Genomic DNA, 13,600 nt, shown 5'->3' on the forward strand with positions numbered 1-13,600 from the left:
CGAGAGGGAAGATCAGGGCGACGCCGGCGTCGTGCCGGTGCCGGTTCCGAAGATCGCGGCGATGCGCGCGAGGCGTCCACGTTCGTCGTCGAGGCGGGCGCTCTCGCGCTGGCAGGCGTCCTTGGTCGCACGCGCCTCGGCCTCGAGACCGGATTTCTCCTCGGTCGAGCGTGTCACTTCACGCTCGAGCAGCGCCTCGAGGTCGCCGATCTGCTGGCGGATGCGCGCGACGGCCTCCTGCTGGCGCTGGTCGCGCGCCTGGATCGCCTCGCGGGCGAGCTGCAGCTGGTCGCGTGCGTGCGCCTCGAGCTGGCGCTTGGCCATGTCGAGCGCGCGCGTCTTGCGTTCGGCGTCGAGCAGCACGTCCTCGATCGCCCAGGTGTCGTCGGCGGCATCGAGCGCGAGCACGGCGGCCTTGCGCGCGGCGGGATCGAGCGCGGCGAGGCCGTCGAGCACGCGCAGCAGCTTCTCGGCCGAGAACGGCACGGCCGCCACGTTCTGTTCGGCATAGATCTCCTCGAGCGCGCGCTGCTCGACGATGCCGCCCGACGGAGCGACGATCTCGGGCACAGGCTCGGATTCGGCAACAGGCGCCGGCTCGGGCTCGGCGACGGTGACGGGCTCGGCCACCGGCGCGGAGACCGGGCGCGGCGGATCGTCGGTTTCGACGAGCCCCACCTTCTCCAGCACGCGCAGCAGCTTGCTCATCGTCGTCCCTCCGCACCGTCGGCCGGAGAGTGTAGAAGATTCGCGTGACGAGTGGCGTGCGTGCGCGGCGTGGCCCTCGCAGCGTCGACAATCCGTGGTGATCCGCGACGGCGTCGCCGCGCCGTCACGGAGGATGCTGCACGGGTCAGGCGTGTTCGCGTCGGCGCAAGCGCAGCGCGGCCGCCATCGCCACGAGTGCGGCGAGCAGCGCGCCGGCGACACCGCCGCCGACCGGCAGCGTCGCGACCGTGGGTGCACCGCCGCCGACGACGATCGGGAACTCGGCGAGCACGGTCGGGTTGGCGTCGAGTGTCGTGACGATGCGGACGCGATGCGGACCGGCCGACAGCGCGGGCAGGACCAGCGGCGACGCGTACACCACGTCGGGGCCGGGCGGGCACAGGAAGCCGCAGCCGAGATCGTAGAGGACGTCGATCCCGTCGGTCGTCACGTGATGCATGGACGGAGCGCCCGGTGTGGGGCTGTAGAAACCGAGCGAGGCGGAGTTGCCGAGCCGGTAGAGGATCGCGTCGAAGGCCTGGTCGGCCGGTGGCGGATCCGGGGTGAGCACGAGGCGGGCGCCGGAGACCGGATCGTCGACGGCGGCGACCTGTGGCGCGAAGGCCAGGGCGAACACGATGAGTGCGGCGCGCGCCGCGTGCTGGAACACCCTCGACGGCAAGGACATGGCGGACTCCCTTTTCCGGTGGCCGCCACCCTGGCGGCACGCTGCGTCGCATCCGGCGGACGTGACGGGGCGCAGCGTACTCCCGAAGCGGAGGAGCCTGCCACGCCGGGGAGGAACGGCTCCCTGGCGTGGCTGAACGCCCCGTCCCGCCTGCTCAGGTGGCCTTGGCGAGGTCGTCCAGCATCGCCTTGAGGAAGCGAGCAGCCTCGCCGCCGGTCGCGGCGCGGTGGTCGAAGGTGAGCGACAGCGGGATGATCTTGTGCGCCTCGAAACCGCCCATGACCGGCGTCATCTGGTGGCGGCCCTTGCCCGCGGCGACGATCGCGACGGTCGGCGGCACCACGACCGGTGTCGCATAGCGGCCCGCGAACACGCCGAAGTTCGACAGCGAGATCGTGTAGCCCTTGAGCTCGTCGGCCGGGATGCTGCGGTCGATGACCTGGTCGCGCAGGCGGTTGATGGCCTGGCGCAGGCCTGCGGCGTCGAGCACGTCGGCGTTGCGCAGCGCGGGCACGAACAGGCCGTCGTCGGTGTCGACCGCGATGCCGATGTCGACGTGCGGGTGCAGCGTGCGTGTCAGCGTGTCGCCGTCGAACCATGCGTTGAGCGCGGGTACGGTCTTGCACGCCTTCACGAGCGCGCGCACGAGGCGCACGGTGATGTCGTTGCCCGGCACCCAGGCGTGGATGTCGGCATCGTCGCAGAGCGTGGTCGGCACGACCTTCGCGTGTGCATCGGCCATGACGCGCGCCATGTTGCGGCGTACGCCCTTGAGCGGTTCGGGCTGACCCGTCGCGGACTGCGTCGGCGGTGCCGTGCGCATCGGTCGGCCCGACGCCGAGACCGGCGTGCGCGCGGGTTCGGCGACCGGTGCCGGCGCCTGCGGTGCACGCGCGGCGGGTGCGGGTGTGGAAACGTCCGCCGCGCGCGCGGGTGCAGGTGCCGCGGCACCGATGCGCGCGCTGCCGTCGGCCGCGGCCTGCTTGACGTCCTTGAGCGTGACGACGCCGCCGTCGCCGGTCGGGTTGACGCGGGCGAGGTCGACGCCGAGCTTCTTCGCGAGCGCGCGCACGGCCGGCACGGCACGCACGCCGCCGATGCTCGCGGCCTGTTCGGCGTGGACGCGGTCGCCCGCTTCCATCGCGCCGACGACGGTGCCCGAGTCGGGACGCGCTGCGGCGCCGCCCGCGCGGATCTCGCCGCCTTCGTCGGAGGCCACGACCTTGCCCGGCGCCGCCGGCGTGGGCGTCGCGGTCGCAGGCTTGGCCGGTGCAGCGTGGGTCGGGCCGTGATGGTGGCCGGTGTCCTCGGCGTCGGCGCGCTGCGGCAGGTTCGGATCGAGCGCGATCTCGACGAGCGCCGTGCCCGTCACGATGATGTCGCCTGCGCCGCCGTACTGCTTCATGACGGTGCCCGAGAACGGCGAAGGCACTTCGACGACGGCCTTGGCCGTCTCCATCGAGACGAGCGGTTCGTCGAGGCGGATCACGTCGCCGGGCTTGACGAACCACTCGACGATCGTCGCGTCGGGCAGGCCCTCGCCGAGGTCGGGCAGGAGGAAGGTCTTGGTCTCGCTCATGGTCGTTCGGTCCTGTGCTCAGCTCGCCGCGAGCGTGCGTTTGGCGGCCTCGACGATCGTCGACACCGCGGGCAGGTACTTCATCTCGAGACGGAACAGCGGGATGTGCGTGTCGTAGCCGGTCACGCGCTCGACCGGCGCGACGAGGTCGTACATCGCGTGCTCGGCGAGGCGCGCGGCGATCTCGGCGCCGAAGCCCGCGGTGCGCGGTGCCTCGTGCACGATCACGCAGCGGCCGGTCTTGCGCACCGATTCGTGGATCGTGTCGAAATCCAGCGGCTTGAGCGTGGCGACGTCGATGACCTCGGCGCTGATGCCTTCGGCGGCGAGCGCGTCGGCGGCCTCGAGCGTCTCCTTGACCTGGGCGCCCCAGGTCACCAGCGTGACGTCGCTGCCGTCGCGCAGCACGAAGCACACGTCGAGCGGCAGGGCCTCGCCGTCGTCGGGCACTTCTTCCTTGTACTGGCGGTAGATGCGCTTGGGCTCGAAGAAGATCACCGGATCGGGATCGCGGATCGAGGCCAGCAGCAGGCCGTAGGCGCGCGCGGGCGACGACGGCAGCACGACGCGCAGGCCCGGCACGTTGGTGAACAGCGCCTCGTTGGCCTCGGAGTGGTGCTCGGGGGCGCGGATGCCGCCGCCCCACGGTGCGCGCCACACGGCCGGCACCGTCATGCGGCCGCGCGTGCGGTTACGTAGGCGCGCGGCGTGGCAGATGATCTGCTCGAGCATCGCGTAGATGAAGCCTTCGAACTGCGCCTCGGCGACCGGCTTCATGCCTTGCGCGGCGAGGCCGACGGTGAGGCCGGCGATGGTGGTTTCATCGAGCGGCGTGTCGATGACGCGATCGGCGCCGAACGTGTCGATGAGGCCGAGCGTCGCGCGGAACACGCCGCCGTTGACGCCGACGTCCTCGCCGAGCACGACGACGCTCGGATCGTGTTTCATTTCCCAGGCGAGGGCCTGGGTGACGGCTTCGATGAGGGTGATCTGGGCCATGGGAATTCCGGGAATGAGGGCGGAGGAGCGGCGCGTCAGGCGCGCTTTTCGCGGGCGACGGCTTCGGCGCGCTGGGCGACGAGGTCGGGCGGCAGGTCCGCGTAGGTGTAGTCGAACATCGCCTCGACCGGCTGCGCGCGCGTCTCGAGATAGGCGTTGACCTCGGCGTCGACGTACTTCGTGCACGTCTCCTTCCACGCGGTCTCTTCCTCCTCGCTCCACGCATTGAGCGACTGCAGGTAGGCCTTCATGCGGCGCAGCGGCTCGCGCTGCCACGCGTCCTTGACCTCCTGCTCGGGGCGGTAGCGGCGCGCGTCGTCGGCGGTGGTGTGGTCGGACAGGCGGTAGGTGACCGCCTCGATGCACATGCCGCCGTGGCCGTGGCGCGCGCGCTTGATCGCGTGGTCGAGCACGTGGCGCATCGCGATGAAGTCGTTGCCGTCGACCTGCACGCATTCCAGGCCCGCGGCGATGCCCTTCTGCGCGAGCGTCTTCGCGCCGGTCTGCGCACCGCGCGGCACCGAGATCGCCCACTGGTTGTTGACGATGATCGAGACCAGCGGCAGCGTCATCGCGCCGGCCACGTTGAGCGCGCTGTTGAAGTCGGCCTTCGAGGAGCCGCCGTCGCCGATCGTGCAGACCGCGACGCGCGCCTCCTTGCGGATCTTGAACGCGAGCGCCGAGCCGGCTGCGTGGAGGCATTGCGTGCCGATCGGCACGCACCAGGCGAAGTCGTGCGCCGGTCCCGAGAAGTCGTTGCCGCGCTCGTCGCCGCCCCAGTACATGAGCAGCTCGCGCGGTTTCACGCCGCGGTGGAACTGCGCGCCGTACTCGCGGTAGCTCACGGCGAGCACGTCGTCGGCCTGCATCGCGCTGCCGATGGCGAGGTAGGTGGCCTCGTGGCCGAGGCAGGGCGCGTACGTGCCGAGCTTGCCGGTACGTTGCAGCGCGATGGCCTTGGCGTCGAACACGCGCGCCATGACCATTTCCTGGTAGAGCTTGACGAGCTGCTTGGTGTCGCGCGCGAACGCGGGCAGATCGTTGCGGACGAGCTGTCCCTCGGCGTCGAGGAACTGGATGTAGTCGATTTCGAACGTGGCGGCTGTCGGCACGGCGGGTCTCCGGGGTGCACGCGTCGTCAAGGGAGCGTGCCGGCCATCGTCATGGCCTGGGGTGTGCCCGTCGCGACGCTCCGCCGCGCGGGGCGGAATGCTGGGAACGGCGCGAAGGCGGCGCGCGGAGTCCGGATCCAGTGCCGGGGCGCGGGGCTGCGCCGAGCGTGGCCCTGCGCCACGACGGTCCGCGATAGATAACAAGTGAAACCGTCCGGCGCAAGGATCGGCGCAGCAAGGCGAGGCCTGCCGCCGACCCGCGGGATGTGGCCCAGACGAGGTTCCCGTCCGGCGCGCGCCTGGCCATCGGGGCGCGTGGCAGTGGCGATCGCGTGGCTGCTCGGGTAGCGTGCGCGGTCCCCCGAACGGTCCTCGCCCTGCATGGACAACCGCCGCGACATCGAGCAGGGGGTCGAGATCGACCTCCGCGACCGCCTGACATACTCGGGCTACCTGCAGCTCGACACGCTGCTGTCGGCGCAGAAGCCGCTCAGCGATCCGCCGCACCACGACGAGATGCTGTTCATCACCCAGCACCACGTCTCGGAGCTGTGGATGAAGCTCGTCATCCATGAACTGCGCGCGGCGCTGGCCAACCTTTCGCGCGACGAGGTCGACACGACGCTCAAGATCCTCGCGCGGGTCAAGCAGATCCAGCGCCAGCTGTTCGAGCAGTGGGCCGTGCTCGAGACGCTCACGCCGAGCGAGTACCTCGAGTTCCGTGACGTGCTCGGCCCGGCCTCGGGCTTCCAGTCCTACCAGTACCGCATGATCGAGTTCCTGCTCGGCAACAAGAACGCCGACATGCTCGCGGTGTTCGCCCACGACCTGCCGATCCAGGCCGAACTGCGCGTCGCGCTCGAATCGCCGAGCCTCTACGACGAGTTCCTGCGCCACCTCGCGCGGCTCGGCCACGCGGTGCCGGCGACGTCGGTGGAGCGCGACTGGACCCAGCCGTACCGGCGCGACGCGCAGCTCGTCAACGTGTTCAAGCACATCTACGAGCACGCCGACGAGTGCTGGGCCGCGTACAACCTCTGCGAGAAGCTCGTCGACATCGAGGAGAGCTTCCAGCTCTGGCGCTTCCGCCACATGAAGACGGTCGAGCGCATCATCGGCTTCCGCCGCGGCACGGGCGGATCGTCGGGCGTCGGCTTCCTTCGCAAGGCGCTGGACCTGACGTTCTTCCCCGAGCTGTTCGAGGTGCGCACGGTGATCGGCAGCGGCATGGCGGTGCCCACGACGCCGCCCTGAACGGCCCACGCCACGGCGTCCGGGCGTTGACGCCCCCGTGACAAGTCGGTGATCCTCGGCCGGTTAGCCACTGCCACCAGGGGAGCACCGCATGAGCGGCAAGCCGATTCCTTCGCCGGACGTACCACCCGTGCCCGATTTTTCGACCGTCATGGGCCATCCGCGTCCGTTGTGGATGCTGTTCATGACCGAGTTCTGGGAGCGCTTCGCGTTCTACGGCATGCGCTGGGCGCTCGCGCTTTACATCGTGGCCCAGTTCTACGCCGGCGAAGCCGGCGGTGAGGCACCGGCCAGCCGGCTCTATGGCGCCTACCTCGCGCTGGTCTACGCTGCGGCGCTCTTTGGCGGCTACGTGGCCGATCGCGTCATCGGCTACCAGCGCTCGATCCTGCTCGGTGCCGTGATCATGGCCGCGGGACTGTTCCTCATCATGGTTCCGAACGAGGAACTGTTCAAACTCGGCCTGGCGACCGTCATCGTCGGCAATGGCTTGTTCAAACCGAACATCTCGACGATGGTCGGCAAGTTGTACGCACCGGGTGACGGGCGGCGGGATTCGGGCTTCACGCTGTTCTACATGGGCATCAACCTCGGTGCGATGATCGCGCCATGGCTCACCGGCATCCTCGCCGAGCGCATCATGGGCGGTTCGCCCGAAATGCCCGCGTACAAGGTGGTCTTCCTCGCCTCCGGCATCGGCATGCTGATCAGCCTCGTCTGGTTCTGGTTCGGCCGCGCGCAGCTGCGTGGCATCGGCCAGCCGCTCCCGGGCGCCGAAGGTACGGGGCGTGTTCTCGTGACGGGTGTCTGCGCGATCGTCGCGATTCCGGTCTTCTATTTCCTGCTCTCGATCGGCGCCGGTGCGCTGCAATGGATCCTCTCGGCACTGTTCGTCGGCCTGTGCGTGCTGATCCTCAAGGAAGGCTTCAAGGACGGCGCGATCCGGCGTGACATGGCCGTCGCCATGCTGATCATCTTCGTGTTCAACGTGCTGTTCTGGTGCTTCTTCGAGCAGGCCGGAAGCTCGTTCAACTTCCTCGCGCAGAACATCGTCGACCGCGATTTCAGCGGCTGGATCTTCCCGGTCGGCTGGTTCCAGTCGGTCAACTCGCTCGCGATCATCACGCTCGCGCCGGTGCTCGCCTGGCTGTGGGTCAAGATGGGCAGCGCGAATCCGTCGATCCCGCGCAAGTTCGGTCTCGGCCTGATCTTCAACGGTCTCGCGTTCCTGCTGCTGATGTTCGCGCTGTCGAGCCTGGTCGATCCGCAGACGCTCAAGATCCCGTTCTGGACGCTCTTCATGGTCTACGTGATCCAGTCCGTCGGCGAGCTCTGCCTGTCGCCGATCGGCTTGTCGATGGTGACCAAGCTCGCGCCGGTGCGCCTCGTCGGCTTCGGCATGGGCGGCTGGTTCCTCTCGACGGCGATCGGCAACAACCTGTCGGGCATCTTCGCGAGCCACGTCAGCGGCGAAGCCGGCATGAACGTGCAGTCCGCGCTCAGCGGCTACACGTTCGGCTTCTGGGCCCTCGTGATTCCGGGCGTGCTGCTGTTCCTGATCGCGCCGCTGATCCAGAAGCTCATGCACGGCGTGAAGTGACGCCGGCGATGCACGCGATGTGATCCACGCGACGGCGGCCTCCGGGCCGCCGTCGTCGTTTGCGGGGCCGCGCGCGTCGCCGCCACGCGGGAGTTCGAACGATGACCGCCACGACCGTGCCCTCCCCGATGCCGACCACGGCGCAGCGCTGGATCGTGCTGCTGCTGGTCAGCCTCGCGATGTTCGGCAACTACTACGCCTACGACGCGCTCAATCCGGTCGTCGACCTGCTGCGCGAGCAGAACGGATTCACCTATGGCCAGATCGGCGTGCTGTCGACCGCGTACAACATCGCCGCGCTGCTCGTGCTGCTCGCCGGCGGCTACGTCATCGACCGCTGGGGCACGCGCCTCGCGATCCCCGTGTTCGCGGCGATCTGCGTCGCCGCCGCGGCGCTGACTGCGGCCACCTCGCACTACGAGACCATCCTCGCCGGGCGCTTCCTGCTCGGCATCGGCGCCGAACCGCTCATCGTCGCCGCGACGACCGTGCTCGCGAAGTGGTTCAGCGGGCGCGAGCTCGGCTTCGCGTTCGGCCTCAACCTGTCGGTGTCGCGGCTCGGTTCGGCCTCGACCGACTGGTCGACCTCGTTCGCCGAGCCGCTGTACGCGAACTGGCAGGACCCGCTGTGGCTCGCGACCGGCGTCGCCGCCGCGGGACTCGCCGCGGCGGTGCTCTACGCGATGCTCGAGCGGCGTGCGCAAGGGCAGGGCGTGCCGGCCGCCGAAGCGCCTGGCGATCGCCTCGAACTGCGCCGCCTCTACGTGTTCGGCCGCGCGTACTGGTACATCGTCGCGCTGTGCGTGGTGTTCTACGCGACGATCTTCCCGTTCCGCACGTTCGCGATCGACTACTTCCAGCAGGCCCACGGCCTCGATCGCGGCACCGCGGGCATGCTCAGCAGCCTGCTGCCGATGTCGGCGATCGTGCTCACGCCGCTGTTCGGACTGTGGGCCGATCGCGTCGGCCACCGCGGCCTGTTCATGCTGGTCGGCACCGCGATCATGCTGCCGCTGTTCCTCGCGGTGACCTACCTGCCGCCGGGCGCGCCCGTGCCGATGCCGTTCGGCGGCCCTGCGATCCCGCTCACGCTGCTCGTCGTCGCGGTGCTGCTCGGTGCGGTGTTCTCGCTGATCCCGGCCGTGCTGTGGCCGGCGGTCGCGACGCTCGTCGACGAGAAGCGCCTCGGCTCGGCGTATGCGCTCATGACGTTCGTCCAGCAGATCGGCTGGGCCGCGGTGCCGGCCGTGGTCGGCCTGCTCAACGACCGCGCCGGTGCCGGTCCCGAGAACCCGGCCGGCTATGCGGGCGGCATGTGGTTCTACACGGCGCTCGTCGCGCTCGGGTTGTTCTTCGCGTGGCGGTTGTGGCGGCTCGAGCGCGGCAGCGCGGTCATCACGCGCTGAGCGACGGCACGCGGGAGCTCGATCGCGTCATGACCGGCAGGTACCGGGGATAGCGTAAAGACGCAGGAATTCCGCCTTCGCGGGAAGGACGTGACACCCGAGGATGCGCCGCTGCCCGCGCCCGCAGTCAGCGCCGCGATTCGACGAGTTCGGCGTTCCAGAGCGTGTCGAGGATGCGCGCGAGCCACTCGCGCTCGTCGGTGCTCAGGTGCGAGAGCAGGCGCTGCTCGTGCTCGAGCGCGAGCGGCGCCACCTGGTCGTAGATTTCCCAGCCTTTTTCCGAGAGGCGCAGCACCGAGCGGCGCTTGTCGTTCGCGGCGGTGCCGCGCTCGATGAGGCCCTTCTCGAGCAGGCGCGCGAGCGCGCGGCTCACCGCGACCTTGTCCATCGCCGTGCGCTCGGCGACCTCGCGGCCCGACAGGTCGGCGCGGTGGCCGAGCACGGCCATCGTGCGCCATTCGGTGATCGAGAGGCCGAAGCGTTTCTCGTAGACGCGCGCGATCGCCTGGCTCAGCGTGTTCGACAGCACGCTCAGCCGGTACGGCAGGAAGGTTTCGAGCTCGAGCAGTGCGCGACCCGACATCGGGCAGGTTCCCCTTGCGGCTGGTTTCAATTGTAACTATAAAGCACGCATGCCGCGAATCCGCGGCCCCTGCCAGGAGTCGCCATGAACGCCCAGCCCGAGAACCCGCATGCCGGCATGCAGGTTACGACGTTCGACAACCCGATGGGTATCGACGGTTTCGAGTTCGTCGAGTTCGCCGCGCCGCAGGGCCAGGCGCACCACCTGCACGACTATTTCCGCAAGCTCGGCTTCGTCCAGGTCGCGCGCCACAAGACGCGCCCGATCAGCACGTACCGGCAAGGTGACTGCACGTTCCTGATCAACGAGGATCCGGACTCGTTCGCGGCGCGCTTCGCGGCCGAGCACGGCCCGAGCGCGTGCGGTTTCGCGATCCGCGTCAACAAGCTCGCGGAGTGGGCGCGCGTGCAGGCGCTGCGCAACGGCGCGGAATCGTTCGACCAGCGCGACGAGCTGAGCAAGGCGGCCGCGGCGCCCGTGATCAAGGGCATCGGCGGCTGCATGCTCTACATCGTCGACCGCTACGACCAGCAGGGTACGATCCACGACCCCGACTACGAGTACCTGCCCGGCGTCGATCTCATGCCGAAGGGTTTCGGGCTCACCTTCATCGACCACCTGACCCACAACCTCTACCACGGCAACATGGCCAAGTGGGCCGACTACTACGAGCGCCTGTTCAATTTCCGCGAGATCCGCTACTTCGACATCAAGGGTGCCAAGACCGGCCTGCTGTCGAAGGCGATGACCGCGCCGGACGGCATGGTGCGCATCCCGCTCAACGAGTCGAGCGACCCGAAGAGCCAGATCAACGAGTACCTGGACGCCTACAAGGGCGAGGGCATCCAGCACATCGCCTGCTTCACCGACGACATCTACGTGACCGTCGAGAAGATGCGCGAGGCCGGCGTCGACTTCCTCGACACGCCGGACAGCTACTTCGAGGTCATCGACGCGCGCATCCCGGACCACAACGAGGACGTCGCGCGCCTGACCCGCAACAAGATCCTCATCGACGCCGACCCCGAGACCAAGCAGCGCAAGCTGCTGCAGATCTTCACCCAGAACGCGCTCGGCCCGATCTTCTTCGAGATCATCCAGCGCAAGGGCAACGAAGGCTTCGGCGAGGGCAACTTCCAGGCGCTGTTCGAGAGCATCGAGCGCGACCAGATGCGCCGCGGCGTGCTCTGACCCGCGCGAGGCAACCTCGGGTATCGTGTCGGCGCCGCGCGATCCGCGGCGCACGGCACGCGTGACCGCCGCGCGGTCGTCGGCGATGGCAGGAGATCGGGCATGACCGCTTCCGCGGGGTACATGAGCGGCTTCGCGAACGAGTTCGCGAGCGAAGCCTTGCCGGGCGCGCTGCCCGAAGGACGCAACTCGCCGCAGCGGGTCGCCTATGGCCTTTACGCCGAACAGCTGTCGGGCACCGCGTTCACGGCACCGCGCCACGCGAACCGGCGCAGCTGGCTGTACCGCATGCGTCCGGCCGCGATGCACGGTGCGTTCACGCCGTATGCGCAGCCGGCGTTCCACAACGCGTTCGGTGACGGCCCGGTCACGCCCGACCAGCTGCGCTGGGATCCGCTGCCGTCGCCCCACGCGCCGACCGACTTCATCGACGGCCTGTTCACGATGGCCGGCAACGGCAGTCCGGCGGCGCAGACCGGCGTCGGCATCCATCTCTACGCCGCCAACCGCGACATGCAGGGACGCTGGTTCCACGATGCGGACGGCGAGCTGCTGATCGTGCCGCAGTCCGGACGCCTGCGCCTGGAGACCGAGTTCGGCGTGATCGAGATCGCGCCGCAGCAGATCGCGGTGATCCCGCGCGGCGTGCGTTTCCGCGTCGTGCTGCCCGACGGCGAGGCGCGCGGCTACGTCTGCGAGAACTTCGGCGCGCTGCTCAAACTGCCCGACCTCGGCCCGATCGGCAGCAATGGTTTGGCCAATCCGCGCGATTTCGAGACGCCGGTGGCCGCCTACGAGGACGTCGAGGGCGATTTCGAGCTCGTCGTGAAGTTCCAGGGCCACCTGTGGCGTGCCGACCTCGGCCATTCGCCGAACGACGTCGTCGCCTGGCACGGCAACTACGCGCCGTACCGCTACGACCTGCGCCGTCACAACACGATCGGCTCGATCAGCTACGACCACCCGGATCCGTCGATCTTCCTCGTGCTGCATTCGGCCAGCGACACCGAGGGCGTCGGCAACCTCGATTTCGTGATCTTCCCGCCGCGCTGGCTGGTCGCGCAGGACACGTTCCGCCCGCCGTGGTTCCACCGCAACGTCGCGAGCGAGTTCATGGGCCTCGTGCACGGCGCCTACGACGCCAAGGCCGGCGGTTTCGTGCCGGGCGGTTCGTCGCTGCACAACAGCTTCACGGGCCACGGTCCGGACGCGGCGACATTCGAGAAGGCCTCGGCCGCGGACCTCTCGAAACCCGACGAGATCACCGGCACGATGGCCTTCATGTTCGAGACGCGCGCGGTGATCCGTCCGACCGCGCAGGCGCTCGAGGCCGCGCATCGCCAGCGCGACTACCAGGCCTGCTGGCAAGGCCTGCGCAAGCATTTCGATCCGGCGCGACGCACGCCCGGCGCGTGACGCGCGCAGGACACGGCACTACGCGAAGGCACCCCATCCCCGCATGAGAGACACGCACGCATGAAACTGGGTTCACTGAAGGAAGGCGGCCGCGACGGCACGCTCGTCGTGGTCGACCGCGCGCTGCAGCGCGCCGTGCGCGCGACCGGCATCGCGCCGACGCTGCAGCGCGCACTCGAGGACTGGGACACCGTCGCGCCGCGCCTACAGGCGCTGTCGAAGGCACTGGAGGAAGGTACTGCCGCCGATGCGTTCGCGCTCGACGTCGCCGCACTCGCCTCGCCGTTGCCGCGTGCCTACGAGTTCGTCGACGGCAGTGCCTACCTGCCGCACGTCGAGCGCGTGCGCCGCGCGCGTGGCGCCGAGGTGCCCGAGAGCTTCTATACCGATCCGCTCATGTACCAGGCGACGAGCGCGGGCTTCCTCGCGCCGCGCGATCCGATCCTCGCCTCGAGCGAGGACTGGGGCATCGACCTCGAGGCCGAGGTGGTCGTCGTGACCGCCGACGTGCCGATGGGCGCGACACCGGCCGAAGCCTCGAAGGCGATCCGCCTCGTCGGCCTCGTCAACGACGTCTCGCTGCGCGGCCTGATCCCGGGCGAGCTCGCCAAGGGTTTCGGCTTCCTGCAGTCCAAGCCGCGTTCGGCGCTGTCGCCCGTGTTCGTGACACCCGACGAGCTCGGCGACGCGTGGCGCGACGACAAGCTGCACCTCGCGATGCGCACCTGGATCAACGGCGCGTGGTTCGGCGCGGCCGAGGCCGGCGTTGACATGCAGTTCAGCTTCGCCCAGCTCGTCGCGCACGTCGCGAAGACGCGCCCGGTATCGGCCGGCACGATCGTCGGCTCGGGCACGATCGCCAACGCCGACACGAGCCTCGGCGCCTCGTGCCTGGCCGAGCAGCGCACGGTCGAGACGCTGCGCGACGGCAAGCCGACCACGCCGTTCCTGCGCTTCGGCGACCGCGTGCGCATCGAGATGCTCGACGCGGAAGGCCGCAGCGTGTTCGGCGCGATCGAGCAGACCGTCGAACGCCTCGCAACGCGCTAAGCTAGGCACCGTGC

Annotated in this window: 12 protein-coding genes; 6 read left to right on the top strand and 6 right to left on the bottom strand. The window is 69.4% G+C overall.

Annotated features, from left to right (window positions below):
• Positions 1 to 12: 12 nt before the first annotated feature.
• The 5 genes from ACQQ2N_RS09955 to pdhA form a co-directional block, all read right to left on the bottom strand.
• A complete protein-coding gene (locus tag ACQQ2N_RS09955; RefSeq protein WP_440225560.1) occupies positions 13 to 708 on the bottom strand; it encodes a hypothetical protein in 696 nt (231 codons plus the stop codon).
• Positions 709 to 853: 145 nt separating this feature from the next.
• Positions 854 to 1,396 (bottom strand): hypothetical protein, encoded by a 543-nt coding sequence (locus tag ACQQ2N_RS09960; RefSeq protein ID WP_440225561.1) that lies wholly within the window; start codon positions 1,394 to 1,396, stop codon positions 854 to 856.
• A gap of 154 nt (positions 1,397 to 1,550) precedes the next feature.
• The gene (locus ACQQ2N_RS09965) at positions 1,551 to 2,975 is read right to left on the bottom strand and encodes a dihydrolipoamide acetyltransferase family protein (protein WP_440225562.1); all 1,425 of its coding nucleotides are present in this window, start codon (positions 2,973 to 2,975) and stop codon (positions 1,551 to 1,553) included.
• A gap of 18 nt (positions 2,976 to 2,993) precedes the next feature.
• Positions 2,994 to 3,974 carry an alpha-ketoacid dehydrogenase subunit beta gene (locus ACQQ2N_RS09970; RefSeq protein ID WP_440225563.1) on the bottom strand — a complete coding sequence of 327 codons (981 nt, stop codon included), beginning with the start codon at positions 3,972 to 3,974 and terminating at the stop codon, positions 2,994 to 2,996.
• Positions 3,975 to 4,009: 35 nt separating this feature from the next.
• Positions 4,010 to 5,086 carry a pyruvate dehydrogenase (acetyl-transferring) E1 component subunit alpha gene (pdhA, locus tag ACQQ2N_RS09975; protein WP_440225564.1) on the bottom strand — a complete coding sequence of 359 codons (1,077 nt, stop codon included), beginning with the start codon at positions 5,084 to 5,086 and terminating at the stop codon, positions 4,010 to 4,012.
• Positions 5,087 to 5,467: 381 nt separating this feature from the next.
• Between pdhA and ACQQ2N_RS09980 the strand changes: the two genes are divergently transcribed.
• The 3 genes from ACQQ2N_RS09980 to ACQQ2N_RS09990 all read left to right on the top strand — a co-directional run bounded on the left by ACQQ2N_RS09980 (position 5,468) and on the right by ACQQ2N_RS09990 (position 9,346).
• The gene (locus ACQQ2N_RS09980) at positions 5,468 to 6,340 is read left to right on the top strand and encodes a tryptophan 2,3-dioxygenase (protein ID WP_440225565.1); all 873 of its coding nucleotides are present in this window, start codon (positions 5,468 to 5,470) and stop codon (positions 6,338 to 6,340) included.
• A gap of 91 nt (positions 6,341 to 6,431) precedes the next feature.
• The gene (locus tag ACQQ2N_RS09985) at positions 6,432 to 7,940 is read left to right on the top strand and encodes a peptide MFS transporter (RefSeq protein ID WP_440225566.1); all 1,509 of its coding nucleotides are present in this window, start codon (positions 6,432 to 6,434) and stop codon (positions 7,938 to 7,940) included.
• Positions 7,941 to 8,041: 101 nt separating this feature from the next.
• Positions 8,042 to 9,346 (top strand): MFS transporter, encoded by a 1,305-nt coding sequence (locus ACQQ2N_RS09990; protein ID WP_440225567.1) that lies wholly within the window; start codon positions 8,042 to 8,044, stop codon positions 9,344 to 9,346.
• 127 nt (positions 9,347 to 9,473) lie between these two features.
• Here the strand turns inward: ACQQ2N_RS09990 and ACQQ2N_RS09995 are convergent, their stop codons facing one another.
• On the bottom strand, positions 9,474 to 9,929 hold the full coding sequence (locus ACQQ2N_RS09995) for a MarR family winged helix-turn-helix transcriptional regulator (protein ID WP_440225568.1): 456 nt from the start codon (positions 9,927 to 9,929) through the stop codon (positions 9,474 to 9,476).
• An 84-nt stretch (positions 9,930 to 10,013) separates the two neighbouring features.
• Here ACQQ2N_RS09995 and hppD point away from each other — a divergent pair, with 84 nt between their 5' ends.
• From hppD to ACQQ2N_RS10010, 3 genes are all read left to right on the top strand, one after another.
• Positions 10,014 to 11,120, top strand: coding sequence for a 4-hydroxyphenylpyruvate dioxygenase (gene hppD, locus ACQQ2N_RS10000; protein WP_440225569.1), 1,107 nt, complete (start codon positions 10,014 to 10,016; stop codon positions 11,118 to 11,120).
• Positions 11,121 to 11,222: 102 nt separating this feature from the next.
• On the top strand, positions 11,223 to 12,536 hold the full coding sequence (gene hmgA, locus ACQQ2N_RS10005) for a homogentisate 1,2-dioxygenase (RefSeq protein WP_440225570.1): 1,314 nt from the start codon (positions 11,223 to 11,225) through the stop codon (positions 12,534 to 12,536).
• Positions 12,537 to 12,596: 60 nt separating this feature from the next.
• Positions 12,597 to 13,586: a fumarylacetoacetate hydrolase family protein gene (locus ACQQ2N_RS10010; protein ID WP_440225571.1), complete on the top strand. Its 990-nt coding sequence runs from the start codon at positions 12,597 to 12,599 to the stop codon at positions 13,584 to 13,586.
• Positions 13,587 to 13,600: the final 14 nt, after the last annotated feature.

Origin of the sequence: Dokdonella aquatica (assembly GCF_051987395.1) — a bacterium.
Classification (GTDB): domain Bacteria; phylum Pseudomonadota; class Gammaproteobacteria; order Xanthomonadales; family Rhodanobacteraceae; genus Dokdonella.

What these genes read in the sequence shown, in the direction of transcription:
- ACQQ2N_RS09955 (WP_440225560.1), bottom strand. Translation starts at nt 708, where the DNA reads ATGAGCAAGCTGCTGCGCGTGCTGGAGAAGGTGGGGCTCGTCGAAACC.
- ACQQ2N_RS09960 (WP_440225561.1), bottom strand. Translation starts at nt 1,396, where the DNA reads ATGTCCTTGCCGTCGAGGGTGTTCCAGCACGCGGCGCGCGCCGCACTC.
- ACQQ2N_RS09965 (WP_440225562.1), bottom strand. Translation starts at nt 2,975, where the DNA reads ATGAGCGAGACCAAGACCTTCCTCCTGCCCGACCTCGGCGAGGGCCTG.
- ACQQ2N_RS09970 (WP_440225563.1), bottom strand. Translation starts at nt 3,974, where the DNA reads ATGGCCCAGATCACCCTCATCGAAGCCGTCACCCAGGCCCTCGCCTGG.
- ACQQ2N_RS09980 (WP_440225565.1), top strand. Translation starts at nt 5,468, where the DNA reads ATGGACAACCGCCGCGACATCGAGCAGGGGGTCGAGATCGACCTCCGC.
- ACQQ2N_RS09985 (WP_440225566.1), top strand. Translation starts at nt 6,432, where the DNA reads ATGAGCGGCAAGCCGATTCCTTCGCCGGACGTACCACCCGTGCCCGAT.
- ACQQ2N_RS09990 (WP_440225567.1), top strand. Translation starts at nt 8,042, where the DNA reads ATGACCGCCACGACCGTGCCCTCCCCGATGCCGACCACGGCGCAGCGC.
- ACQQ2N_RS09995 (WP_440225568.1), bottom strand. Translation starts at nt 9,929, where the DNA reads ATGTCGGGTCGCGCACTGCTCGAGCTCGAAACCTTCCTGCCGTACCGG.
- hppD (WP_440225569.1), top strand. Translation starts at nt 10,014, where the DNA reads ATGAACGCCCAGCCCGAGAACCCGCATGCCGGCATGCAGGTTACGACG.
- hmgA (WP_440225570.1), top strand. Translation starts at nt 11,223, where the DNA reads ATGACCGCTTCCGCGGGGTACATGAGCGGCTTCGCGAACGAGTTCGCG.
- ACQQ2N_RS10010 (WP_440225571.1), top strand. Translation starts at nt 12,597, where the DNA reads ATGAAACTGGGTTCACTGAAGGAAGGCGGCCGCGACGGCACGCTCGTC.